The sequence below is a fragment of the Streptomyces sp. DSM 116795 genome, from assembly GCF_055792905.1.
This window is the reverse complement of sequence record NZ_CM147707.1, coordinates 1,701,956-1,725,269: the sequence shown is the minus strand read 5'-3', so window position 1 is coordinate 1,725,269 and position 23,314 is coordinate 1,701,956. Positions and strand designations below refer to the sequence as shown.

Genomic DNA, 23,314 nt, shown 5'->3' with positions numbered 1-23,314 from the left:
CGCGGCGGAGCTGCTGATAGCCTGCGGTGAACGGCGTCTTGTCGCAGGCACATCAACCGGCGGCAGGGCTCCAGCCTCAGACAACGGACCGACAGGGGAGCGCACACAGCGCTGAGAGTGCGGCCGTACGTACGCCCACGTGCACGTACGGCCCGCAGACCCTCGAACCTCGCCCGGGTCATGCCGGGTAGGAAGTCGATGAGCCATATGAACCAGTACGTGCTGCGCGCGGCCGCCGCCACAATCACCGTCCTCGCCCTGACCGGCGCACTCGCCGCATGCGGCGGATCCGGTGCGGGCGGCGGCGAGGACGGCAAGACCGTCACCCTCGTCACCCATGACTCCTTCGCCGTCTCCAAGCCCGTACTGAAGGAGTTCACGAAGCGCACCGGCTACAAGGTCAAGGTGCTGAGGGGCGGCGACGCCGGTGCCGCGGTGAACCAGGCGGTGCTGAACAAGGGCAATCCGCAGGGCGACGTCTTCTTCGGCGTCGACAACACCCTTCTCTCCAGGGCCCTCGGCAAGGGCGTCTTCACGCCGTACAAGGCCGAAGGGCTGGGCCACGTACCCGCGAAGCTGCAACTGGACAAGGAGCGGCACCGCGTCACGCCCGTCGACTCCGGCGAGATATGCGTGAACTACGACCGCGGCTGGTTCGAGAAGCGTGACCAGGCGCCGCCCGAGTCGCTCGACGATCTCGCGGACCCCCGGTACAAGAACCTCCTGGTCACCCCGAACGCCGCAACTTCCTCACCCGGCCTGGGATTTCTGCTGGCCTCCGTCGAGAAGTACGGCGACGGCGGCTGGAAGGACTACTGGAAGAAGCTGCGCGCCAACGGCGTCGAGGTGGTCGACGGCTGGGAGCAGGCGTACAACGACCGTTTCAGCGGCTCGAACGGCGGCAAGGGCAAGGGCGACCGGCCCCTCGTCGTCTCCTACGCCTCCAGCCCGCCCGCCGAGGTGCTGGGGAAGAAGCCGCTGCCCGAGAAGGCACCGACGGGCATCGCGGAGCAAACCTGCTTCCAGCAGACGGAGTTCGCCGGGCTGCTGGACGGCGCACGCAACACCGAGGGCGGCAAGGCCCTGCTGGACTACATGCTCAGCCGTGAGTTCCAGGAGGACATGCCGCTGCAGATGTTCGTCGAACCGGCCCGCGAGGACGCCGAGTTGCCAGAGGTGTTCACCAAGTACGGGGGGACCGCGCAGGACGCGGCCACCATGGAACCGGCGAAGATCGACGCGCACCGCGAAGAGTGGATCAAGTCGTGGACGTCGCTCGTCGTGAAGTAGCCCGCGAACGGAGCGGTACGGAAGGGGAGTTCGGCGCCGCGGGCGATGACTGCGAGGGGCCCGAGGACCCTTCGCCCCGGCCGGACTCCCGGGAACGGGAACGGGCACCCCGCCGCCCCGGCCGCCCCCGCCGCGCCCGGGCCCGCTCCCGCTCCCGCTCCCGCGACGGCAGCGGACCGCGCCTCGCACTGATGGCGCTGCCCGTCGCCTTCTTCGGGCTGTTCTTCGCCTTTCCCGTCGCCGCGATCGTCGGCCGCGGACTGCGAACACCGGCCGGCGCATGGCAACTCCAGCGCTTCACACAGGTCGTGACCGACCCGGACACGCTGCACGTGCTGTGGTTCACGGTGTGGCAGGCCGCCGCTTCGACCGCGTGCACGCTCGCGCTCGCACTGCCCTGCTGCTTCGTCTTCGCCCGGTTCGACTTCCCGGGCAAGCAGGTTCTGCGCGCCGTCGTCACCGTCCCCTTCGTGCTGCCGACGGTCGTCGTGGGTTCGGCGTTCCTGGCGTTGCTGGGACGGGGCGGGCTGCTGGAGGAGTGGGCGGGGCTCCGCCTGGACACGAGTGTGTGGGCGATCGTCCTCGCGCATGTCTTCATCAACTACGCGGTCGTCGTACGGACGGTGGGCGGGCTGTGGTCGCAGCTCGATCCCCGTCAGGAGGAGGCGGCGCGCGTGCTCGGCGCGGGTCGGTTCGCCGCCTGGCGTCGTGTCACGCTGCCGGCGCTCGCGCCGTCCGTCGGCGCGGCCGCACTGATCGTCTTCCTGTTCACCTTCACGTCCTTCGGCGTCATCCAGGTGCTGGGCGGCCCGCGTCACGCCACGCTGGAGGTCGAGATCTACCGGCAGACCGCCGCGCTGCTCGACCTGCCGACCGCCGCCGTGCTGACGCTCGTCCAGTTCGCGGCCGTCACCGTGCTGCTCGCGGTGCACTCACGGACCGTACGCAGGCGGCAGTCGGCGCTGAGCATGGTTCCGGCTGCCCGGACCGCCCGGCGCCCGCGCGGCCGTGCCCAGTGGGCGCTGCTGGGTTGCGTCCTGACGGTGACCGCCGTGCTGATCCTCGTTCCGCTCGCCGTACTGGCGCTGCGCTCCTTCGACGGTCCGGACGGCTTCGGGCTGGCCAACTACCGGGCGCTCGGGGAGGTTTCGGGCGACGCCACCTTCACCGTCCCGCCCGTCGAGGCGATCGGGAACTCCCTCGCGTACGCCGCCGTCGCCACCCTCCTCGCGCTGACCGTCGGCGGTCTGGCCGCGGCGGCGCTCACGACCAGGGCCCGTGGCGGAGCTGTCGACCGGCTCGTACGGGGCTTCGACTCCATGCTGATGCTGCCGCTCGGTACCTCCGCCGTCACCGTCGGCTTCGGATTCCTGATCGCGCTGGACGAACCGCCCCTGGACCTGCGTTCGTCGTGGATGATCGTCCCGGTCGCGCAGGCGCTGGTCGGCGTCCCCTTCGTCATACGGACGATGCTGCCGGTGCTGCGCGCAGTCGACGTCCGGCTGCGCGAGGCCGCGGCGGTGCTCGGCGCCTCGCCGCTGCGTGCGTGGAGCGAGGTGGACCTGCCGATGGTGAGCCGAGCGCTGCTGGTCGCCGCGGGGTTCGCCTTCGCCGTCTCACTCGGTGAGTTCGGTGCGACGGTCTTCATCGCGCGGCCCGACGCCCCGACCCTCCCCGTCGCCGTGGCACGCTTCCTCGGCCGGGCCGGAGAGCTCAACTACGGGCAGGCGATGGCCATGAGCACCGTCCTCATGCTCGTGTGCGCGGCGACGCTCCTCGCGCTGGAACGCCTGCGCACCCACCCCTCGGGAGAGTTCTAGATGCTGCGACTCGACGGCGTGACGGCCGGCTTCGGTGCCGCCCGGCGCGCACTTGACGGCGTGGACCTGGACGTCGCCGACCACGAGACGGTCTGCGTCCTGGGCCCCAGCGGCAGCGGCAAGTCGACGCTCCTGCGGGTCACAGCCGGGCTGCACGCCCCCGACTCGGGCCGGGTGCTGCTCTCGGGGCGAGACCAGGAGGGTGTGCCGCCGCACCGCCGCGGCGTCGGCCTGATGTTCCAGGACCACCAGCTCTTCCCGCAGCGCGACGTCGGCGGCAATGTGGCCTTCGGCCTGCGCATGCGCGGCGTCGGACGGCGCGAGAGGGACGAGCGTGTCGCAGAACTCCTCGCTCTCGTCGGCCTTCCCGGCGCACAGCGGCGCCAGGTCACCGCCCTCTCCGGCGGCGAACAGCAGCGCGTCGCGCTGGCCCGTGCGCTCGCGCCGCAGCCGCGACTGCTGATGCTGGACGAACCTCTCGGCCAGCTCGACCGCGGGCTGCGAGAACGGCTCGTCGTCGAACTACGCGCGCTTTTCGGTGAGTTGAGGACCACGGTGCTCGCCGTCACGCACGACCAGGGTGAGGCGTTCGTACTGGCGGACCGCGTCGTGGTGATGAACGAGGGGCGCGTCGCCCAGGCGGGCACGCCGCTGGAGGTGTGGCGGCGTCCCGCTTCGGAGTTCGTCGCCCGCTTCCTCGGCTTCGACAACGTCGTGGGCGCGACGGTGCACGGGGGCGTCGCCGACACCCCCTGGGGCAAGCTCCCCGTGGAGGACGGCACGCCCGCGGGCGAGTGCCGTCTCCTCGTGCGTCCGGCCGGTGTGCGGCTCACGGAGCCCGGCGACGGGCTGCCGTGCACCGTCGAGGCGCGGACCTTCCGCGGTGGCGACGCCGCCGCGGTGACGATCCTGCTCCGCCCGGAGACCGGCCCGCGGCTGGAGGCCTCGTGCTCCCTCCGTGCGGCTCCGGAGGCCGGTGCCCGGGTCGGTGCCGCCTTCGACGCGCGGGACGTCGTGCGGCTCGGCCACAGCTGAACGCAGCACGGGCAGCTGAGGGGAGGACGAAGAATCGTCAGCCGTCAGCCGTCAGCCGTCAGCCGCGCGAGTGTCTCCGGCACCTCCTCGACGGAGCGCGCCAGCGCGATCCGCGAAGCCATCGGCCGCTCGCGGGCCAGCGCCTGGAGCAGCGGCCAGCACGGCAGCGTACGCGTCCAGTGCTCCTCGTCCACGAGCACCATCGGGGTGGGCGCACCGCGCGACTGGTAGTAGTTGGGCGTCGCGTTGTCGAAGATCTCCTGTACGGTGCCGGCCGCGCCCGGAAGGAAGACCACCCCGGCGTTGGACCGCGCCAGCAGACCGTCCTCACGTACCGCGTTGACGAAGTACTTCGCGATGTGCTGCGCGAACGCGTTCGGCGGCTCGTGCCCGTAGAACCACGTGGGAATGCCCACGGACGCGCCGCCGCCCGGCCAGCCCTCACGCACCGCGAAGGCGGCCCGCGCCCATTCGCCCACCGACTCCTCGAAGGACGGCGCGGACGCGAGCATCTCCAGAGCCTTGCCGAGCATGCCGTCCTCGAAGGGCGCCGCGTACGCACCGAGGTTGGCGGCCTCCATCGCACCGGGGCCGCCGCCCGTCGCCACGGTGTGACCGGTACGGGCCAGCGCACGTCCGAGGCGGGCCGCGCCGGCGTACGCGCTGCTGTCGCGTGCCAGCTTGTGACCGCCCATGACGCCCACGACCCGGGCGCCGACGAGCTGTTCGTCGAGAGCGTCCGAGACCGCGTCGTCGTGCACGGCGCGGAGCATCGAGGAGAAGACGTCACCGTCGTTCTTCGTCCGCTGGAACCAGGCGTACGAGCGGGCGTCGGGCGTCTGCTCGTACCCCTCGGCCAGTCCGCCGAAGAGCTCCTCGGGGACGTAGAGCCGCCCGCGGTAGGGGTTGAACGGCAGCTTCGGCACGGGCGGGAAGACCAGCCCGCCGCCCTCCTGCACGCGGACGACCGCCTCGGCGGCCATGGCACAGCCCAGGAAGACGGTGCCCTCGGTCTCCGCGGCGGCCAGCGCCGCGGAACGCTCCCGCAGGTCCACGGACTGCACCCGCCAGCCGCTGAGCGAACCGGTCGCCTCGACGACGTCGTCGAACTCTTCGAGGCTCTCTATCTCGTGGTCAAGCATTCCGTCAGCGTATGCGGCCCATGTCGAAGGGCGGCCCCTGTTGTGGAAAGGGGCCGCCCTTGGGTGCGTCTGCGCGAGGCGGGTGCCGCGACAGGCGGCCGGCGTCAGGTGGTCAGCGGCAGCGCGGCGAGCTGTCCCACCGCCCAGGTGAGCGCGCCGAGTACGACGCACACGACGGCCGAGCGGAGCGCGGCCGCGCCCCGCAGCAGCCGCCGCGGAGCACCGAGCCTGACCAGGGCGGCGTTCGCCGGCTTTCGGGCGGCGCGCGACTCCGCGGCGGCGGTCAGCGCGCTCGCCGTCACGCAGACCACGACGAGGGCCGCGCCCAGCAGTGCCAGCGGTCCGAACATGCGGGCGCCTTGTTGCGGTGACGCACCGTACAGTTCGGCGGCGGCCAGTCCGCCTGCCGCCACAGCGCAGAGCACGCCCAGCGGCCGGCCGATGCGTGCGGACTCCTGCTGAAGCACCCGTCCCGCCAGCAGCCGTACGGCTCCCGGCCTGCCGACCGCCAGCAGCCGGCCGCACAGCTGCGTGAGCCCCGGCCCGGCCAGTACGAGTCCGAGAGCGGCGAGCAGCCAGCCGCCCAGCACGCCTGGTGCGCTGTTCGACAGGACGGCCGAAAGGGACAGGGGCTTCGGCGACCGGCTCGCGTACGTCTCCGCTGCGAGGCCCGCGGCGATGAACGCGGCGCCCCACGGCAGGGTGACGGCCGCCGGAAGCGAGCCGGGCAGCACGCGGAAGGAGTGCGCCTCCCGGTCGTCCGCCGTCCGGTCGCGGTGGCCGCCCGCGCCGTGGCCGGCGCCGTCTGACGCGCCCGTACCGGTGTGCGCGCCGCTGCCCGTGCCGGCACCGGCGGCCGCGACGGCGGGAAGCATCCCGGGCCGCGTGGCCAGTGCCGCGGCGCCCGCGGCCACCAGCGGCGGTACGCACAGCAGCACCAGGGTCGCGGCGAAGGGCAACGGGTGGCCGGCGGCGAGGAGTTCGACCGCAGCGCCGTCGAACGGCACCGAGGCGAGCTGCCCGCGCAGGTGCAGATAGATCACGAGCGCGACGGCGCTGCCCAGCAGGGACGACATCGCGGTCGACGCAGCGGCGAGCACCGGGATCCTGGCCTGCCCCACGCCGGCGGTGTCCAGCGCGGTGAGCGACCGCGACCCCGGCTCCGTACGGGCCACCGCGGCGGCGAACTGAACGGCGGCCGCGAGCGGTGCGAGGCACCACACCAGCCGGACGAGAGAACCACCGGACTGCTGCGGGTGAGCGAGGGCATGACTCAGCGCGGCCAGCAGCAGGAAGCCCACGACCGCGGTCGCGCAGGCAACGAGGAGGCGGCGCAGCAGCGTGAGGGGGTGACCACCGCGGGCTAGACGGAGAGCGAGCACGCGGCACCCTTGGAGTCTTCGCCGTCCGAGTCGTCTTCGCCCGTGGCCATGCCCTTGCCACCGGTTCCGTCGTTCTCGTCGTCCGCGCTGTCTCTTTCGTCTCCGGGTCCTGGAGAGACCAGGCCGCCGCTCAACCGGCCGTCTACGAGCGTGAGGTTGCGGTCCGCGAGGGTGGGTCCCGCGGCGTCCGCGGCCTCCGGGTCTCCCGGTGTCACCTTCGGCAGCATCACGGCCGGGTCGTGGGTCGTGAGAACCACGGTGATGTCGTGCGTACGGGCGGCGGTCGTCAGCGTGCGCAGCACCTGTGCCCGCTCGGCCTGGTGCAGCGGAGCGGTCGGTTCGTCGGCGAAGACGATCGCGGGAGCGGGGGCGAGTGCGCGGGCGATGGCGACCCGCTGACGCTGCGACTGGCGCAGCGCCGAGGGGCGCTTGCGTGCGCACTCACCGACGTCCAGCCGCTCCAGCCACTCGACGGCGGCCTTGCGGGCCGCGCGGGAACCGGTGCCGCACAGCAGCATCGGCAGGGCCGCGTTCTCCCATGCCGTCAGTTCGGGGATGAGCTGCGGCTCGCTGCCGACCCAGCCGAAACGGTCGCGGCGCAGGCGCTCGCGCGAGGTGCGGGAGAGTGTGTGCACCGGCACGCTGTTGAACCAGATCTCGCCCTTGTGCGGGGTGAGTTGACCGGACAGGCAGCTCAGCAGAGTCGTCTTGCCGCTGCCGCGGGGTCCGGTGACGGAGACGATCTCGCCGGCGCGGACGCCGATCGATACGCCTTGCAGGGCGGGTGAACCGCCGTGCGAGAAATGCAGTCCGCGTGCCCAGAGCACGTCGTTGTCCGGGGGTGCTGCCACTGAGGGCACCTCCACTCACCTCTGCTCTGCTGGTCCCTGCCGGGCCCTGTCCCACGGAAGGGTGAAGGAAGGGCCTGGGGCGATCGGTCACAGGAACCGTAAGGACAGCGGGGCGTCCACGCGGTGCCATCCGCCGGGGCGCGGCGCAGATTCCACCGAACGGGCCTCGCAGATGGCCCCGCCTGTCGGCGCAGTTCGCGGGCCCGCCGGGGAGCGCACATGAGCGCTCCCCGGCGGGCCCGTGAGCAGCCTCAGGCCTCGCCGGTCAGGTGCGTCGGGGCGAACATCCGCAGCTCGGCGGGGAGCAGGACCACCGAAGGTCCGGGGGCGGCGAGCGCCGCCGAGAGGTCCTCGCGCAGCCGCTCGGGAGAGCTGCGCACGGCCGGTACGCCGAACGACTCCGCGAGCGCGACGAAGTCGGGGCGGGTGAGCTCCGTGCCGGTGGTCTCGCCGAACGCCTCGTTCATGTACGTACGCAGGATTCCGTAGCCGCCGTCGTCGACGATGAGCCAGGTGACAGGCAGGTCGTACTGCCGGGCGGTGGCGAGTTCGGCGATGGAGTACATGGCTCCACCGTCGCCCGACACCGCGAGGACGGGGGTGCGGCGTCCGGGGTCGGTGGCCGCGGCGCCGAGGGCGGCCGGGAAGCCGTAGCCGAGGCCGCCTGCTCCCTGGGCGGAGTGCATGGCCCCCTCGCGAGGGTCGAAGGCCGACCACGCCCAGTAGGCGAGGATCGTCATGTCCCAGAAGCTGGGCGAGGTGTCGGGGAGCGCCTCCCGGACGGCGCCGAGCACCTGCTGTTCGAGGTCCAGGCCCTGAGCGGCGATCCGGGTCCGCACGCGGTCCAGCAGCTCCGCGACCTCACGTGCCGCCCGGCCGGCGGGGCGGGGGGCGACGGCGTCGGCCAGTGCCCCGAGCGCCGCGCGTGCGTCGGCGTGGATGCCGAAGGCGGGGTGGTTGGCCTCCAGTTTGCCCAGGTCCGCCTCGATGTGGATGACACGGCCGCGGGGCGCGAACGTGTGGTAGTTGGAGGAGAGTTCGCCGAGTCCGGAGCCGACGACGAGCAGTACGTCGGCGTCCGCGAGGAAGTCGGTGGTGTGCTGGTCCTCCAGCCATGAGCCGAGCGAGAGCCGGTGCTCCCAGGGGAACGCGCCCTTGCCCCCGAAGGTCGTGGCGACGGGGGCATCCAGCCGTTCGGCGAGGCTGAGCAGCTGTGCCTGCGCGCCCGCCCGTACGACTCCGCCGCCGGCGAGCACGGCGGGGCGCTCGGCCGCGTTGAGCAACGCGGCCGCGCGGGCGGTGAGTTCGGGCCGCGCCGGCAGCGGCCGTGGCCGTGCCGGTCCGTCCGCGGCGGCGAGCGACTCGGGGGGCGGTACGTCGGTGGGTGCGAGGAGGACGTCCTGCGGGACCTCGACCCAGACGGGGCCGCAGGGCGCCTCCAGGGCGTCGGCCCAGGCTGCGGCGAGCGCCGAGGGGATCTGCGAGACGGCCCGCACCGTGTGGACGGACTTGACGACATCGCGGAACGACGCCTGCTGGTCGCGGAGTTCGTGCAGGTACCCCTTGCGGCTGCCCCCGAGGCCGGCCGTGGGCACCTGACTGCTGATGCCCAGCACGGGCGCCGACGCCGCCGCCGACTCCTGGAGCGCGGCGAGCGACATCAGCGCGCCGGGACCGGTGGAGATCAGCAGCGGCGTGACCGTGCCGGTGAGGCGGGCGTACGCGTCCGCGGCGAAGCCGGCGTTGTTCTCCACCCGCAGCCCGACGTATGACAGCGGGGAGCGGCGTACGGCGTCGAACGCCCCCAGCGCGTGCTGCCCCGGCAGTCCGAAGACCGTGCGGGCACCAAGGGAGTTGAGGGATTCGGCGACGAGGTCGCCTCCGGTACGTACTGCGGCTGCGGGTGGCATGCGGGGGGTTCGCGCCTTTCCTCGTCGGGACGGTTTCGGGTGGGCCGGGGGCCGGGGGACCGGTCGGCGGCCGGGACCGGCTCGGTGAACGGTGCGGGGGTCACACTCCCGCGGGAGCGTCGGCGCCCGGCTTCTCACCGCCGGGCTGCCGGCCCTCGGGTGCCTCGCCCGCGAGCCGGGCCCGCCATGCCGCGAGCACCTCGGGGTCGGTCGGCTTGCCGGCGAGGCTCACCACGACGTGCGTGAGCAAGGAGGCCAGCAGCCCGAAGTAGATGGCCTCGTTGGCGAGTACGCCCTTCCAGGCCATCATCGCGATGACCGTGGCGCCTCCCACGGCGACGGAGGCCAGTGCGCCGTGTGCGGTGCCGCGCTTCCAGACCAGACCGCCCAGGATCGGCACCAGCAGCCCGCCGACCAGCAGGTTGTACGCCACGGTCAGGGCCTCGACGACGTCGTTGAGGGCGATGGATATCACCACGACCGCCACACCCATGATCAGGATGAAGATCCGGTTGCCGCGGACCTCGTCGTGGGTTCCCTCGCCCTCCGCGCCCGGCTCGGGCGCCGTGCGGCGCAGCCGCTTCCAGATGTCGTTGTTGGCGACCGTCGCGCACGCGATCAGCGCACCCGAGGAGGTGGACATGACCGCCGACAGCGCCGCCGCGAGCACGAGTCCCTTCACGCCGACGGGCAGCGCTTCGCCGACGATGGTGGCGAACGCCGCGTCGGGGCTGTCCAGTTTCGGGTAGAGCGCCTTGGTCGCGGTGCCGATCGCGGCGCCCGCGATCGCGTACACGAGGCAGTAGACGCCCGCGACCGAGCCGCCGCTGCGGGCGACGGTGTCGCTGCGCGCCGTGAACACGCGCTGCCAGATGTCCTGTCCGATGAGCATGCCGAACGAGTAGATCAGCACGTACGTGAACACCGTCTGCACGCCGATGTTCATGGGGGAGAAGTAGTCGTCGGGCAGCTGCTTCTGCATGCCGTCGATACCGCCCGCCTTCCAGACGGCGATGGGCAGCAGGAGCAGCAGCACGCCGACGGACTTGACGACGAACTGCGCCATGTCCGTCAGCGTGATCGACCACATGCCGCCGAGCGTCGAGTACGCGATGACGATGCCGCCGCCGAGGACGATCGCCAGCCACCTGTCCAGGCCGAAGATGACGTCGAAGATGGTGGCGTACGCGATCGTCGAGGTGACGGCGAGCATCAGCGTGTACGCCCACATCACCGTCCCCGAGATCACCGAGGACGAGCTGCCGTAGCGCAGGTCGAGCATCTGGCTGACCGTGTAGACCTTCAGCCGGGAGATGCGGGCGGAGAAGAACAGGCTCAGGGCCAGCAGCCCGAACCCGATGGCGAACACCAGCCACGCGCCGGAGAGTCCGTACTGGTAGCCGAGGCCGACGCCGCCGATGGTCGAGGCGCCGCCGAGCACGATGGCGGCCATGGTGCCGGAGTAGAGGGTGGGGCCCAGGCGCCGGCCCGCCACGAGGAAGTCGCTCTTCGACTTGGCGCGGCGCATGCCCCACCAGCCGACCGCGAGCATGCCCACGAGATAGATGATGATCACTGCGTAGTCGACGGCCATGAGCGCTCCTCGGGGCGAGCGGGACGAGCGGGATGCGGGGAGGGGGAGCGGGGGTGTGGGGACGGGGTTGTGCGAGCGTTCGAGCGGGAGCCTAGGTGTCGTCAAGGCGGCCAGGAAGTGTACGTTTCATCCACTGAGAGGCTCTCGGCTGCAGGAATCGTCCATGAGGGGTGGTGTGGCCGTGCAGGAGCTGGTTCCGCCCACCGTCCCGGTGCCGCTGTCCGTACTCACGGACGACCCGGAGCTGGGTCTGCGGCAGGCCGCCGGCCCGGACGGTTCGCCGGAGACGCCGGTGCACACGGTGCACACCAGCGAGATGGCCGACCCGCTGCCGTATCTGCTCGGCGGGGAGCTGCTGCTGAGCGCGGGCGTGCACTGCCCTCCGGGCCCGGACCAGGGCGGGCACTGGGAGCGTTACGTGCAGCGTTCGGTCGAGGCCGGGGCCGCGGCGCTCGGTTTCGGCATCGCCCCCGTGCACGACGAGGTTCCGCCGGAGCTGGCAGCCGCTTGCGACCGGCACGGTCTGCCGCTGGTCGAGGTGCCGCGGGACACCCCGTTCACCGCCGTCGCACGGGCCGTCTGGCAGGCGGTCACGGAACGTAGGCACCAGGCGCTGCGCAGGCTCAGCGAGGCACAGCAGACGCTGGCCGCGGCTGCCGCCTCGGCCCATCCCGTACCGGCGGTCCTCGGCCAGCTGGCGCGGCGTCTGGACGCATGGGCCGTGCTGCTGGACCCGGACGGCGCCGAGCTGGCATCCGCCGGCACTCCGCCGCCGCCGGAGGCGCGCGCCGAACTCGCTTCGCTCACCGGCCTGTTGCGGCCCGGGCCCACTTCCGCCGCGGGCTCTTCCGGCGAACTCCACCTGAGTGTGTACGGAGTGGGCAGCGGCCGGCGCAGACCCCTAGGACCTGCCCGGCGGACCTTCTCGGGCCCGCGACGACAGCTACGGCACCTCTCCCCCGCTTCGCGGGAGGTGCCCCCAGCGTTGTCGGAGTCGCCCGAGTACTCCCGCCCCTGGCTTCGCATGGGGAACCCCAGCCCTTCGAGGCATGGGGGACCCCAGTACGAGGACGATGCTCCGCCTTGCGATGCGTCCCCTCGGCCCTTGCAGGCCTGGGGAGGCCCCACGCATCTGACGCCGCGGGCTGATCCTCAAAGATCCGCCGGACAGGCCCTCGCGCTCGGACTTTGCGCACCTCACCGGGACGAGATCGACGGCGCCATCGCCGCGGTGGCCGTCGTACTGCTGTCGCTGCTGACGGAGCGGCGCGCCGCGGAGGCCGAAGAGCAGCGCTCGGCGGCCCTCGTACGGCTGATGCTCGGCGCTTCGGCGGAGGAAGCCGCACCTCTGCTGGACGGCGGCGCCCGCCGCTGGGCCGTTGTGCACGGGCAGCGGCGCCGCGGTCATGCGCCGGGTGGCGCGCGTACCGGCCCGGCGGCGGACGGGCAGCACCCCGACCCCTTCGCGACGGCGGCCCTCGCGGCCGGGCTGGGCACCACGCTCATCGACGCCGCGGGCGACGAGTTGCGCGCCCTGGTGCCCGCGCCCGGCCCGGCGGACCGGACGGGCGGGCCCGCCCCGGTCGAGGCCCAGGAAGGCTGGACCCTCGGTGTGAGCAGCCCTGTCCCCGCCGCGGAGCTGAGCCGGGGCGGCGCCGAGGCGGCCCGTGCGCTGCGCCGCGCGCTCGCGGAACGGCGGTCGCTGGTACGCGGGCGGAACCGGGACGTCGCGGACGTGGCCTCGCTGGTGGCCCCCGAGGAGGGCAGGGCGCTGGCGGCGGCACGGCTCGGGCCGCTCGACGGGAGCCCGCATCTGGTCGAGACGCTGCGGATGTGGCTGTCGCTGAACGGCAGTTGGGACCGTACGGCGGTCGCACTGGAGGTGCACCGCAACACCGTCCGGCAGCGCGTCGCCCGCGCCGGCGCGCTGCTCGGTGAGGACCTGGCCGATCCGGACGTACGGATGGAACTGTGGTTCGCGCTCAAGTGGGCCTGAAACCATGGACGTTCAAGAGCCCAGGGGCCGCGGGCCCACAGGGCTCACCCGCTCACGCGTTCATCCGCTCAGAGCTTCGTCCACGCCTCCGTCAGCACGGACCGGAGGATGCCCTCCGCCTCGTCGAAGACGCTCTGGTCCGAGATGAGCGGCGGAGCGAGCTGGACCACGGGGTCGCCGCGGTCGTCGGCGCGGCAATAGAGCCCGGCGTCGAAGAGCGCCTTGGAGAGGAAGCCGAAGAGGATGCGCTCCGACTCCTCCTCGGTGAAAGTCTCCTTGGTGGCCTTGTCCTTGACGAGTTCGATGCCGTAGAAGAAGCCGTCGCCCCGCACGTCGCCGACGATCGGCAGATCGAGCAGCCTGCGCAGCGTCGCCAGGAACGCGCCCTCGTTGTCCAGCACGTGCTGGTTGAGTCCCTCGCGCTCGAAGATGTCGAGGTTCGCGAGCGCCACGGCCGCCGAGACGGGGTGGCCGCCGAAGGTGTAGCCGTGCAGGAAGGTGTTGTCGCCCTTCCAGAAGGGCTCGGCGATCCGGTCGGAGATGATCGCGGCGCCGATCGGCGAGTAGCCCGAAGTCATGCCCTTCGCGCAGGTGATGATGTCCGGCACGTAGCCGAACTTGTCGCATCCGAAGAGGGTGCCCAGGCGTCCGAAGGCACAGATGACCTCGTCGGAGACGAGCAGCACGTCGTACTGGTCGCAGATCTCGCGGACCCGGCGGAAGTAGCCGGGAGGCGGCGGGAAGCAGCCGCCGGCGTTCTGTACCGGTTCGAGGAAGACCGCGGCCACGGTCTCCGGGCCCTCGAAGAGGATCTGCTGCTCGATCTGGTCGGCGGCCCAGCGGCCGAACGCCTCGGGATCGTCGCCGTGCGCCGTCGCCCGGTAGATGTTCGTGTTGGGCACCTTGTGCGCACCCGGCACCAGCGGCTCGAACGGCGCCTTGAGAGCCGGGAGTCCGGTGATCGAGAGCGCACCGTGCGGGGTGCCGTGGTAGGCGACGTTGCGTGAGATGACCTTGTACTTGCCGGGGGCCCCGTTCAGCTTGTGGAACTGCTTGGCGAGCTTCCACGCCGTCTCGACGGCCTCGCCGCCGCCCGTGGTGAAGAAGACCTTGTTCAGGTCGCCCGGGGCGTGGTGCGCCAGTCGCTCGGCGAGTTCGACGGCCTTGGGGTGTGCGTAGGACCAGATGGGGAAGAAACCGAGGTCCTGCGCCTGCTTGTTGGCGGCTTCGGCCAGCTCGGTGCGGCCGTGCCCGGCCTGTACGACGAAGAGTCCGGCGAGGCCGTCGAGGTAGCGCTTGCCGTTCGTGTCGTAGATGTGGGTGCCCTCGCCGCGGACGATGGTCGGGACGGGCGCCTGCTCGTACGACGACATGCGGGTGAAGTGCATCCACAGGTGGTCGTGGGCGTTCTTGGAGAGGTCCTTGCTCACGGTTATCGCGTTCCCCAGGTATAGGTCTGCTTGCGCAGCTTGAGGTAGACGAAGCTCTCGGTGGAGCGCACGCCGGGCAGCGAACGGATCCGCTTGTTGATCATTTCCAGGAGGTGTTCGTCGTCCTGGCAGACGATTTCGACGAGCAGGTCGAACGAGCCGGCTGTGATCACCACATAGGCGACCTCTTCGATCTCCGCGAGCGCGTCGGCCACGGACTCCAGATCGCCTTCTATGTTGATGCCGACCATCGCCTGCCGCAGGAAGCCGACGGTGAGGGGGTCGGTGACGGCGACGATCTGCATGACGCCCTGGTCCTGGAGCTTCTGGACCCGCTGCCGCACGGCGGCTTCCGACAGGCCCACAGCCTTGCCGATGGCGGCGTACGGGCGCCGGCCGTCCTCCTGCAGCTGTTCGATGATCGCCAGCGATACAGCGTCAAGCGAACGGATGCCGTTGCCGTTTGTCTTCTTCGCTTCTCGGGCCACGCACGCCACTGTGCATGAGACCTCCTCCGAATCGCAACCCGTAAGCGATGTAATTCGAAGCAATAGGTGTCCATAAGAACAGAATCCGTCGTTGCTGGTGTGGTGGTGTATCGAAAGCGTTGCGCTGCTGGTTAGGGTGGCGGTCTCACCCAATGGACAACGGAGCAGGAGGGGTGCGAAGTGACCACCGAGCTGCGTCGGCTGCGCAACTACATCGACGGGGAGTTCCGGGACGCCGCCGACGGCCGGACCACTGACGTGCTGAACCCGGCCACGGGCGACGTGTACGCCACCGCGCCGCTTTCCGCAGCAGCCGATGTCGACGCCGCGATGGCCGCAGCCGAGAAGGCCTTCCCGGCCTGGCGCGATGCCACCCCGGCCGAGAGGCAGAAGGCGATCCTGAAGATCGCGGACGCGCTGGAGGCCCGGGCTGAGGAGTTCCTGGCCGTCGAGTGCGAGAACTGCGGCAAGCCACTGGAGCTGACGCGGCAGGAAGAACTGCCCATGATGCTCGACCAGATCCGCTTCTTCGCCGGCGCCGCCCGGATGCTGGAGGGCAAATCCGCCGGCGAGTACATGGAGGGGCTGACGTCGTACGTACGGCGCGAGCCGGTCGGCGTCTGCGCACAGGTCGCACCGTGGAACTACCCGGCGATGATGGCCGTCTGGAAGTTCGCACCCGCGCTGGCGGCGGGGAACACGGTCGTCCTCAAGCCTTCCGACACCACTCCGGCCTCAGCAGTCTTCATGGCCGAGGTGATGGGCGAGATCCTGCCCAAGGGCGTCTTCAACGTCGTCTGCGGCGACCGCGACACCGGCCGCCTCATGGTCGAGCACAAGACGCCCGCCATGGCCTCGATCACCGGGTCGGTGCGGGCGGGCATCCAGGTCGCCGGCAGCGCGGCCAAGGACGTCAAGCGCGTACACCTGGAGCTGGGCGGCAAGGCGCCGTGCGTCGTCTTCGACGACGCGGACGTACCGGCCGCGGTGGAGGGCATCCGGGACGGCGGCTTCTTCAATGCCGGCCAGGACTGCACCGCCGCCACCCGCGTGCTCGTACAGGAGGGTGTGTACGAGCAGTTCGTCACCGCGCTGGCCAAGGCCGCCGGCGAGGTGAAGACCGGCGACCTCAGCGACCCGGACTGCTTCTACGGCCCGCTCAACAACCCCACGCACCTGGAGAAGGTGAGCGGCTTCATCGACCGGCTGCCCGCGCACGCGAAGGTCGAGTCGGGCGGTGAACGGGTCGGCGACAAGGGCTGGTTCTACGCGCCGACGGTCGTCTCAGGGCTGCGCCAGGGCGACGAGATCGTCCAGAACGAGGTCTTCGGGCCGGTGATCACCGTCCAGAAGTTCACGGACGAGGACGAGGCCGTGGGCTGGGCGAACGACGTCGAGTACGCACTCGCGTCGTCGGTGTGGACGACCAACCACGGCCGTGCCATGCGGATGTCGCGGGCGCTGGACTTCGGCTGCGTGTGGATCAACACCCACATCCCGCTGGTCGCGGAGATGCCGCACGGCGGATTCAAGAAGTCCGGTTACGGCAAGGACCTCTCGGCGTACGGCCTGGAGGACTACACGCGCGTCAAGCACGTGATGACGGCGCTGTGAGCCGATGAGCCTCCGGGGCTCCTGAGCTTGCGGGCTCCTGAGCCTGAGCCGTCGGTCCCCGCGGGCCCCGGAGTGCCGTGCGCTCCGGGGCCCGCGGTGTCACGGCTTGCCCCGTTGGGGCCGTCTCGTTACACGGCTCACTTGACGGGCGGTATGCGCCGGGTGGTTGTCTACGTCAGACACCTGTACGCACTCGGAAACGGAGCCCCCGTGCTCATCTTCGGCGCCTCGACCAAGACGCATCAGCTGGCCATGCTGAACCTGCTGTGCAGCTTCTGCGGCAATCCGTCGGCTCACGCCCTGCGCAAGAAGGTGACGAAGTTCTCGTTGTTCTTCATTCCGCTGTTTCCGATCGCGCCGCCGAAGCACCAGCTGCAGTGCACCTTCTGCGGTGCCGCGAGCGAGGTGACGAAGGAGAACGCGGAGCAGTTGCTCGCACAGGGCGCCGGCGCCCCGCAGCCTGGCGGGGGTCAGCCCCCGCAGCAGGGCAATCCGTTCGCCGGCAAGCACCCGCAGGGGCCGCAGGGCGGCGGGCAGCCGCCGCAGAACCCGTACTAGTCCTGAACACGTACCGGTCCTGAACACGTACCGGTCCTGAAGGCGTACCGGTGAAGGCGGGCGCCAGCCGGTCCGCAGGGACCCTTCCTCAGGGCCGCCGGCCCCAGTCGGTGAGGTACGCGTCGATCTCGCCGCTCAGCCCTCTCTTGCCGGCCTCGTCCATGAAGGAGGCACGCACCGCGTTCTTCGCGAGCTCGGCGATGCCCGCGGCATCGAGGCTGAGCAGGCGGGCCGCGATGGCGTACTCGGTGTTCAGGTCCGTGCTGAACATGGGCGGATCGTCGCTGTTGATCGTGATGAGGACGCCGGCCTCGGCCATCTCCCGCACCGGGTGCTCGTCGAGGTCCTCGACGGCGCGGGTGGCGATGTTGGAGGTCGGGCAGACCTCCAGCGGGATCTGCCGCTCCGCGAGGTGTTCCAGCAGCCGGGGGTCCTGCGCCGCGCTGGTGCCGTGCCCGATGCGCTCTGCCCGCAGCGAGGTCAGGGCGTCCCAGATCGTCCCGGGCCCGGTCGTCTCGCCCGCGTGCGGCACGCTGCGCAGCCCCGCGGCGATCGCCCTGTCGAAGTACGGCTTGAACTGCGGGCGCGGGACGCCGATTTCGGGGCCGCCGAGCCCGAAGGAGATCAGGCCGTCCGAGCCCAGCTCGGTGGCGATGTGCGTGGTCTCCTCGGCCGCCGGCAGCCCCGCCTCACCCGGGATGTCGAAGGTCCAGCGCAGTACGACGCCCAGCTCCTTCTCCGCCGCGACCCGCGCGTCCTCGATGGCCTCCAGAAAGGCCTCGGCGGGTATGCCGCGGCTGGTGGAGCTGAAGGGCGTGACGGTCAGCTCCGCGTAACGCACCTGCTGACGGGCGAGGTCGCGGGCGATCTCGTACGTCAGCAGCCGTACGTCCTCGGCGTCCCGCAGCAGGTCGACGACCGACAGATAGACCTCGATGAAGTGCGCGAAGTCGGTGAAGGTGAAGAACTCCCGCAACGCCTCGGGGTCGTGCGGAACGCTGGAGTCGGGGTGCCTGGCCGCCAGTTCGGCGACGATCCGGGGTGAGGCCGAGCCGACGTGGTGGACATGCAGCTCGGCCTTGGGCAGCCCGGCGATGAATGCGTTGAGGTCGGACAACTGAGGCCTCCAGCGGGGGAAAGGTATCCGGATCATCGTATGCGGGGCGTTCCGCCGGACGAATAGCATGGCCACCGGACGAGGAACCCCAGGAGGGGACATGGCAGACGACACCGGACAGCCACGGCGGTCCGGCGACGAGGGGCACGATCCGTGGGCGCCTCCCCGGGAGGGGACCGCACCGGGCAGGGGGAGCATGGACCAGAACGACGAGGCCGGTAAGCACAATTCGGTGCACGAGCAGCCGACGATCACTTCGGGCAGCGGCGCCGCGGTGCCCCCTCCGGTTCCGCCCGCGCCCGGGGCGCCTCCGCCGGGCTCCGGCGGAGCGCCGGGCTCCGGTTTCGGATCTTCGCCGTACGCGGCCCCGTCGCCGTACGGGCAGGGCGGGCAGCGGTACGGACAGGGCGGCGCTGCCTACGGCCATCCGTCCCCGGCGCCTCAGCCCTACGGATACGGAGCGGGCCCGGGCCCCGGTTCAGTCCCGGGCCCGGGTCCCGGCGGCTTCGGCTGGCACGGTGCCCCGCCGTCCACCGGGAGGTCGGTCGCCTCGATGGTGCTCGGCATCATCGGTCTCGTGGCCGTGGCCACCTGCTGGGGGAGCTTCATCGCCATCTTCCTCAGCCCTCTCGCGCTGGCGCTCGGCCTCTCCGCGCGGCGCGCCGCCGACCGCGGCGAGATGGGCGCGCGCGGCCAGGCCGTGGCGGGTTTCGTGATGGGGATCATCGGCACGGTCCTGTCCGTGCTGTTCGTCGCCTTCCTCATCGTGATGCTGACGGTCTACAACGAGGAGTTCGGGAACTACGACTCCGATCCCGGCTCCGGCCCGGGAGACGGCGACTCCCTCGACGCGCGCAAGCGCGCGGCGGTGCTCGTGCTGCCCGGCGCTGCGGATCGTGGACTGTAACCGGGGGCGGGCTGCAGATTCCGTAGCGCAATCAAAAGGTGACGACGGAATCCCTTGTTGAATCGGGGCCGTCCTGTCAGGATCGGCGTTCAAACCAGCTGACGCACCGCCTTGGCAGGAGAGCCCGATGGTCCAGCGCTTCGACGTGTCCTCACGGTTCGCAGCGGGCGCGCAGTTCACCGCAGGCCGGCTCGGATCCGGATCCTCGGGGCGGACGCACACCGTCCTCGACCCGGCCACGGGCGAGGGCGTGCTCGGGTACGAACTGGCGGGCCCCGCCGACGTCGGCGCGGCCGTGGAGGCGGCCGGGCGGGCGCTGCCGGAGTGGGCGGGAGCGACCCCGGGCGAACGCTCGGACGCGATGCACCGCTGGGCGGCCCTGCTGCGGGAGCGCACCGGGGAGTTCGTGTACGCCGAGTCGCTGCAGTGCGGCAAGCCGCTGAAGCTCTCCGAGGAATTCGACGTACCGGGCTCCTTCGACAACGTCGCGTTCTTCGCGGGCGCCGCACGCCAGTTGCCGGGCGTCGCCGCAGCCGAGTACAGCGGCGACCACACCTCGTACGTGCGCCGCGAACCGCTCGGCGTCATCGGCTCGGTCGCGCCCTGGAACTACCCGCTGCAGATGGCCGCGTGGAAGATCCTCCCGGCCGTCGCCGCGGGCAACACAATCGTCCTCAAGCCCTCCGAACTCACCCCGCTGACCTCGCTGATGTTCGCCGAGGCGGCCTGCGAGGCCGGCATCCCGGACGGAGTGGTCAACATCGTCTCCGGCGCCGGTGCGGACGCCGGCGAGGCTCTGGTGGGACACACGTCCGTCGCGATGACCTCCTTCACCGGGTCGACCGCCGTCGGCAGGCGCGTGGCCGAGATCGCGACCGGCACCGTCAAACGGCTCCATCTGGAGCTGGGCGGCAAGGCGCCGTTCGTCGTCTTCGACGACGCCGATCTGGCGGCAGCCGTGCACGGGGCGGTCGCCGGAGCGCTGATCAACTCCGGCCAGGACTGCACCGCCGCGACCCGGGCGTACGTACAGCGGCCGCTGTACGAGGAGTTCGTCAGCGGCGTCGCCGGCCTGATGCGGGAGATACGGGTCGGCGACCCCTTCGCACCCGGCACCGATCTGGGCCCCCTCGTCTCGCACGCGCACCGCGACCGCGTCGCCGGATTCGTGGAGCGGGCACGCTCATACGCCACCGTCGTCACCGGCGGCGAGGCGCCCGGCGGTGAACTCGCCAAGGGCGCCTACTATCTGCCCACGCTCGTCACGGACGCACCCCAGGACAGCGAGATCGTCCAGCAGGAGGTCTTCGGGCCGGTGCTGACGGTGCTGCCCTTCGACGCCGACGACCAGGGCATCGCACTGGCCAACGACACCCCGTACGGGCTGGCCGCCTCCGCCTGGAGCCGCGACGTCTTCCGTACGGGCAGCGCGGCGCGCGAGATCCGGGCGGGCTGCGTCTGGATCAACGACCACATCCCGATCATCAGCGAGATGCCGCACGGGGGCTACAAGGCCTCCGGTTACGGCAAGGACATGTCCGCCTACTCCTTCGAGGAGTACACACAGCTCAAGCACGTCATGCAGGACACCACCGCACAGGCGCGCAAGGACTGGCACCGCACCGTCTTCGGCGACCGCTGACACCGCTCGCGGCGCCCCCGCACCCACCCGCACTTCCTTCCCCGTCCCTCAACCGGAAGGCAGCCCCGATGGACCTGGACCCGAAGCTGTACGAAGGCTTGCCGGAGCCCGTGCGCAAGGCCTGGGAACGGAGCCAGACCAGCGGACGCGCGGCCATGAGCCGCCGCCGGCTGCTGCGCCTCGGCCCCCTGGCCATGGGCGGCGCGGCGCTCGCCGCGTGCGGCATACCGCCCGCGGCGGGCAGCCGCGGCGGCGAACCCGAGGACACCCCCGACCACTCCAAGAAGGAGCGCGTCCTCAACTTCGCCAACTGGCCCCTCTACATCGACGTCGACGACAAGAACAAGAAGAAGCGCCCCACGCTGGACCGCTTCGAGCGGCAGCAGGGCATCAAGGTGAAGTACGTCGAGGACATCAACGACAACAACGAGTTCTACGGCAAGATCAAGCCGCAGCTCGCCGCCGGCCAGGACACCGGCCGTGACCTGGTGTGCCTCACGGACTGGATGGCCGGGCGCCTGATCCGCCAGGGCTGGGCGCAGCGTCTGGACCCCGCTCGTATGCCCAACGCGGTGGCCAACCTGGAGGACCGCTTCCGTACGGCCGCGCAGGACCCGGGGCGCCAGTACAGCTACCCGTGGGCGGGGATCGCCTGCGTCGTCGCGTACAACAAGAAAGCCACCGGTGGGAAGAAGGTCACCAGCGTCAGCCAGCTGCTGGAGGACGAGTCGCTCAAGGGCAAGGTGTCCATGCTCACCGAGATGACGGACACCGTCGGGATGACGATGCTGGACCTCGGCATCGATCCGGAGAAGTTCGACGGCGACGACTTCGACAGGGCCATCGCCCGGATACAGAAGGCCGTGGACCGCAAGCAGTTGCGACGCTTCAGCGGCAACGACTACATCGACGAGCTGAGTTCGGGCGACATCGCCGCATGTCTGGCCTGGGCCGGCGACATCGTGCAGCTGAAGCTCGACAACCCGGACATCGAATTCGCCATCCCGGAGAGCGGCTACCGCTTCGCTACCGACGACCTGCTCGTACCCGCCAAGGCACGGCACCGGGCGAACGCCGAGGAGTTGATCAACTACTACTACGACCCCAAGGTGGCCGCAGAACTGACCGCCTGGGTCAATTACATCTGCCCGGTCTCCGGAGCCAAGGCCGAGATGGAGAAGATCGACAAGGACCTCGCAGAGGACCCGCTGATCTTCCCCGATGCCAAGACCGCAGAGCGCGGAAAGGCCTTCCGGCCGATGTCCGACAAGGAACAGGCCCGCTACGAGAACAAGTTCGCCAAGCTCATCGGCGCCTAGGGGGCATCGGCCATGACGATCACGCTCACCGGAATCAGCAAGGTCTTCGGCGACTTCACCGCCGTGCATCCCCTGGACCTGACCATCCCTGAAGGCTCCTTCTTCGCGCTGCTCGGCGCCTCCGGCTGCGGCAAGACCACGACCCTGCGCATGATCGCCGGGCTCGAGGAGCCGACGGGCGGCAGCATCCGGCTCGGCGACGAGGACATCACCGGGCTGCCGCCGCACAAGCGCCCCGTGAACACCGTGTTCCAGAACTACGCCCTCTTCCCACACCTCGACGTGTCGGAGAACGTCGCCTTCGGGCTGCGCCGCCGCGGCATCACGTCCGTGCGCAAGCAGGTCGAGGAGATGCTGGAACTCGTCGAGCTGGGACCGCTGGCGGGACGCAAGCCGCGTCAGCTCTCCGGCGGGCAGCAGCAACGCGTCGCGCTCGCCCGCGCGTTGATCAACCGGCCGCAGGTGCTGCTGCTGGACGAGCCGCTCGGCGCGCTCGACCTCAAGCTGCGCCGGCAGATGCAGCTGGAGCTCAAGCGCATCCAGACGGAGGTCGGCATCACCTTCGTCCACGTCACGCACGACCAGGAGGAGGCCATGACGATGGCCGACACCGTGGCCGTCATGAACGCGGGACGCGTCGAGCAGCTCGACGCCCCCGACGCACTGTACGAGCGGCCGCGCTCCACCTTCGTCGCCAACTTCCTCGGCACCTCCAACCTCATCGAGGCGGAGATCACCGAGACCGAGGGGGAGTACCTGCTGCTCAAGGCCGTCGGCAACGACACCGCGCTGCGGCTGCCCGCGGAGCGGTGCGCGGTGGAGAACCCGCAGGCGGGCGGCAAGGTGCTCGTCGGCGTACGCCCCGAGAAGATCACGCTCGCGCATGCCGAGGACGCGGACACCGGCACCGGGAACGGCAGCGCGGACAACCGGCTCACCGGCCGCATACGCGACGCCGGATATCTCGGCGTCTCCATGCAGTACGTCGTCGACACCCCCGTCTGCCCGGAGTTCAGCGTCTACGAACAGAACGTGGAGCGTGACGCCCGTCTGGCGCCGGGCGCCGAGGTCGTCCTGCGCTGGCGGCCCGCGCACACCTTCGCGCTGGACGCCGCCCAGGACGCCGACGCCGGCACGGTGGAGGACTCGCTGTGACCGCGTCGACAGCTCCGGCATCCGCGGGCGCCCCGCCGCCGTCCGGGCCCGGGCCGCGCGGCTC

General features: G+C 71.1%; 18 protein-coding genes. 10 read left to right on the top strand and 8 right to left on the bottom strand.

Features of this window, described 5'->3' with window-relative positions; genetic code table 11:
• The first annotated feature begins 207 nt into the window (after positions 1-207).
• The 3 genes from ACSMXX_RS07255 (at position 208) to ACSMXX_RS07245 (ending at position 4,145) form a co-directional block, all read left to right on the top strand.
• Complete coding sequence (locus ACSMXX_RS07255; protein WP_473184677.1) at positions 208-1,290, top strand: thiamine ABC transporter substrate-binding protein; 1,083 nt, start codon at positions 208-210, stop codon at positions 1,288-1,290.
• Between the two features lie 191 nt (positions 1,291-1,481).
• Entirely contained in the window at positions 1,482-3,110 is a 1,629-nt protein-coding gene (locus tag ACSMXX_RS07250) for an ABC transporter permease (protein ID WP_473184676.1), read from the top strand.
• Positions 3,111-4,145: an ABC transporter ATP-binding protein gene (locus tag ACSMXX_RS07245; protein WP_473183217.1), complete on the top strand. Its 1,035-nt coding sequence runs from the start codon at positions 3,111-3,113 to the stop codon at positions 4,143-4,145.
• A gap of 44 nt (positions 4,146-4,189) precedes the next feature.
• Here the strand turns inward: ACSMXX_RS07245 and ACSMXX_RS07240 are convergent, their stop codons facing one another.
• The 5 genes from ACSMXX_RS07240 to ACSMXX_RS07220 form a co-directional block, all read right to left on the bottom strand.
• Positions 4,190-5,287: an LOG family protein gene (locus tag ACSMXX_RS07240; RefSeq protein WP_473183216.1), complete on the bottom strand. Its 1,098-nt coding sequence runs from the start codon at positions 5,285-5,287 to the stop codon at positions 4,190-4,192.
• A 104-nt stretch (positions 5,288-5,391) separates the two neighbouring features.
• Positions 5,392-6,669 carry a hypothetical protein gene (locus ACSMXX_RS07235; RefSeq protein WP_473183215.1) on the bottom strand — a complete coding sequence of 426 codons (1,278 nt, stop codon included), beginning with the start codon at positions 6,667-6,669 and terminating at the stop codon, positions 5,392-5,394.
• Positions 6,651-7,520: an ABC transporter ATP-binding protein gene (locus tag ACSMXX_RS07230; RefSeq protein WP_473183214.1), complete on the bottom strand. Its 870-nt coding sequence runs from the start codon at positions 7,518-7,520 to the stop codon at positions 6,651-6,653. The genes ACSMXX_RS07235 and ACSMXX_RS07230 overlap by 19 nt, the downstream gene beginning before the upstream one ends.
• A gap of 251 nt (positions 7,521-7,771) precedes the next feature.
• A complete protein-coding gene (locus ACSMXX_RS07225) occupies positions 7,772-9,430 on the bottom strand; it encodes a thiamine pyrophosphate-binding protein (protein WP_473183213.1) in 1,659 nt (552 codons plus the stop codon).
• A 100-nt stretch (positions 9,431-9,530) separates the two neighbouring features.
• The gene (locus ACSMXX_RS07220; protein WP_473183212.1) at positions 9,531-11,024 is read right to left on the bottom strand and encodes a sodium:solute symporter family protein; all 1,494 of its coding nucleotides are present in this window, start codon (positions 11,022-11,024) and stop codon (positions 9,531-9,533) included.
• 163 nt (positions 11,025-11,187) lie between these two features.
• Between ACSMXX_RS07220 and ACSMXX_RS07215 the strand changes: the two genes are divergently transcribed.
• Positions 11,188-13,020, top strand: coding sequence for a PucR family transcriptional regulator (locus ACSMXX_RS07215; protein WP_473183211.1), 1,833 nt, complete (start codon positions 11,188-11,190; stop codon positions 13,018-13,020).
• 68 nt (positions 13,021-13,088) lie between these two features.
• Here the strand turns inward: ACSMXX_RS07215 and ACSMXX_RS07210 are convergent, their stop codons facing one another.
• A complete protein-coding gene (locus tag ACSMXX_RS07210; RefSeq protein ID WP_473184675.1) occupies positions 13,089-14,468 on the bottom strand; it encodes an aspartate aminotransferase family protein in 1,380 nt (459 codons plus the stop codon).
• Positions 14,453-14,947: an Lrp/AsnC family transcriptional regulator gene (locus ACSMXX_RS07205; protein ID WP_473183210.1), complete on the bottom strand. Its 495-nt coding sequence runs from the start codon at positions 14,945-14,947 to the stop codon at positions 14,453-14,455. The genes ACSMXX_RS07210 and ACSMXX_RS07205 overlap by 16 nt, the downstream gene beginning before the upstream one ends.
• A gap of 171 nt (positions 14,948-15,118) precedes the next feature.
• On the opposite strand from ACSMXX_RS07205, the gene ACSMXX_RS07200 reads away from it, so the two are divergent.
• Together ACSMXX_RS07200 and ACSMXX_RS07195 are read left to right on the top strand one after the other, a co-directional pair.
• Entirely contained in the window at positions 15,119-16,552 is a 1,434-nt protein-coding gene (locus ACSMXX_RS07200; protein ID WP_473183209.1) for a gamma-aminobutyraldehyde dehydrogenase, read from the top strand.
• A 210-nt stretch (positions 16,553-16,762) separates the two neighbouring features.
• Positions 16,763-17,110: a zinc-ribbon domain-containing protein gene (locus ACSMXX_RS07195; protein ID WP_473183208.1), complete on the top strand. Its 348-nt coding sequence runs from the start codon at positions 16,763-16,765 to the stop codon at positions 17,108-17,110.
• 88 nt (positions 17,111-17,198) lie between these two features.
• Here ACSMXX_RS07195 and ACSMXX_RS07190 read toward each other — a convergent pair whose 3' ends face one another.
• A complete protein-coding gene (locus ACSMXX_RS07190; RefSeq protein WP_473183207.1) occupies positions 17,199-18,227 on the bottom strand; it encodes an adenosine deaminase in 1,029 nt (342 codons plus the stop codon).
• Between the two features lie 100 nt (positions 18,228-18,327).
• Between ACSMXX_RS07190 and ACSMXX_RS07185 the strand changes: the two genes are divergently transcribed.
• The 4 genes from ACSMXX_RS07185 to ACSMXX_RS07170 all read left to right on the top strand — a co-directional run bounded on the left by ACSMXX_RS07185 (position 18,328) and on the right by ACSMXX_RS07170 (position 23,250).
• Positions 18,328-19,134 carry a DUF4190 domain-containing protein gene (locus tag ACSMXX_RS07185; protein ID WP_473183206.1) on the top strand — a complete coding sequence of 269 codons (807 nt, stop codon included), beginning with the start codon at positions 18,328-18,330 and terminating at the stop codon, positions 19,132-19,134.
• Positions 19,135-19,261: 127 nt separating this feature from the next.
• On the top strand, positions 19,262-20,776 hold the full coding sequence (locus ACSMXX_RS07180) for a gamma-aminobutyraldehyde dehydrogenase (RefSeq protein ID WP_473183205.1): 1,515 nt from the start codon (positions 19,262-19,264) through the stop codon (positions 20,774-20,776).
• Positions 20,777-20,844: 68 nt separating this feature from the next.
• The gene (locus ACSMXX_RS07175) at positions 20,845-22,095 is read left to right on the top strand and encodes an ABC transporter substrate-binding protein (RefSeq protein ID WP_473183204.1); all 1,251 of its coding nucleotides are present in this window, start codon (positions 20,845-20,847) and stop codon (positions 22,093-22,095) included.
• Between the two features lie 12 nt (positions 22,096-22,107).
• Complete coding sequence (locus tag ACSMXX_RS07170) at positions 22,108-23,250, top strand: ABC transporter ATP-binding protein (RefSeq protein WP_473183203.1); 1,143 nt, start codon at positions 22,108-22,110, stop codon at positions 23,248-23,250.
• Positions 23,251-23,314: the final 64 nt, after the last annotated feature.

Coding starts and splice junctions, on each gene's coding strand:
- ACSMXX_RS07255 (WP_473184677.1), top strand. CDS start 208: ATGAACCAGTACGTGCTGCGCGCGGCCGCCGCCACAATCACCGTCCTC.
- ACSMXX_RS07250 (WP_473184676.1), top strand. CDS start 1,482: ATGGCGCTGCCCGTCGCCTTCTTCGGGCTGTTCTTCGCCTTTCCCGTC.
- ACSMXX_RS07245 (WP_473183217.1), top strand. CDS start 3,111: ATGCTGCGACTCGACGGCGTGACGGCCGGCTTCGGTGCCGCCCGGCGC.
- ACSMXX_RS07240 (WP_473183216.1), bottom strand. CDS start 5,287: ATGCTTGACCACGAGATAGAGAGCCTCGAAGAGTTCGACGACGTCGTC.
- ACSMXX_RS07225 (WP_473183213.1), bottom strand. CDS start 9,430: ATGCCACCCGCAGCCGCAGTACGTACCGGAGGCGACCTCGTCGCCGAA.
- ACSMXX_RS07220 (WP_473183212.1), bottom strand. CDS start 11,024: ATGGCCGTCGACTACGCAGTGATCATCATCTATCTCGTGGGCATGCTC.
- ACSMXX_RS07215 (WP_473183211.1), top strand. CDS start 11,188: ATGAGGGGTGGTGTGGCCGTGCAGGAGCTGGTTCCGCCCACCGTCCCG.
- ACSMXX_RS07185 (WP_473183206.1), top strand. CDS start 18,328: ATGGCAGACGACACCGGACAGCCACGGCGGTCCGGCGACGAGGGGCAC.
- ACSMXX_RS07180 (WP_473183205.1), top strand. CDS start 19,262: ATGGTCCAGCGCTTCGACGTGTCCTCACGGTTCGCAGCGGGCGCGCAG.
- ACSMXX_RS07175 (WP_473183204.1), top strand. CDS start 20,845: ATGGACCTGGACCCGAAGCTGTACGAAGGCTTGCCGGAGCCCGTGCGC.
- ACSMXX_RS07170 (WP_473183203.1), top strand. CDS start 22,108: ATGACGATCACGCTCACCGGAATCAGCAAGGTCTTCGGCGACTTCACC.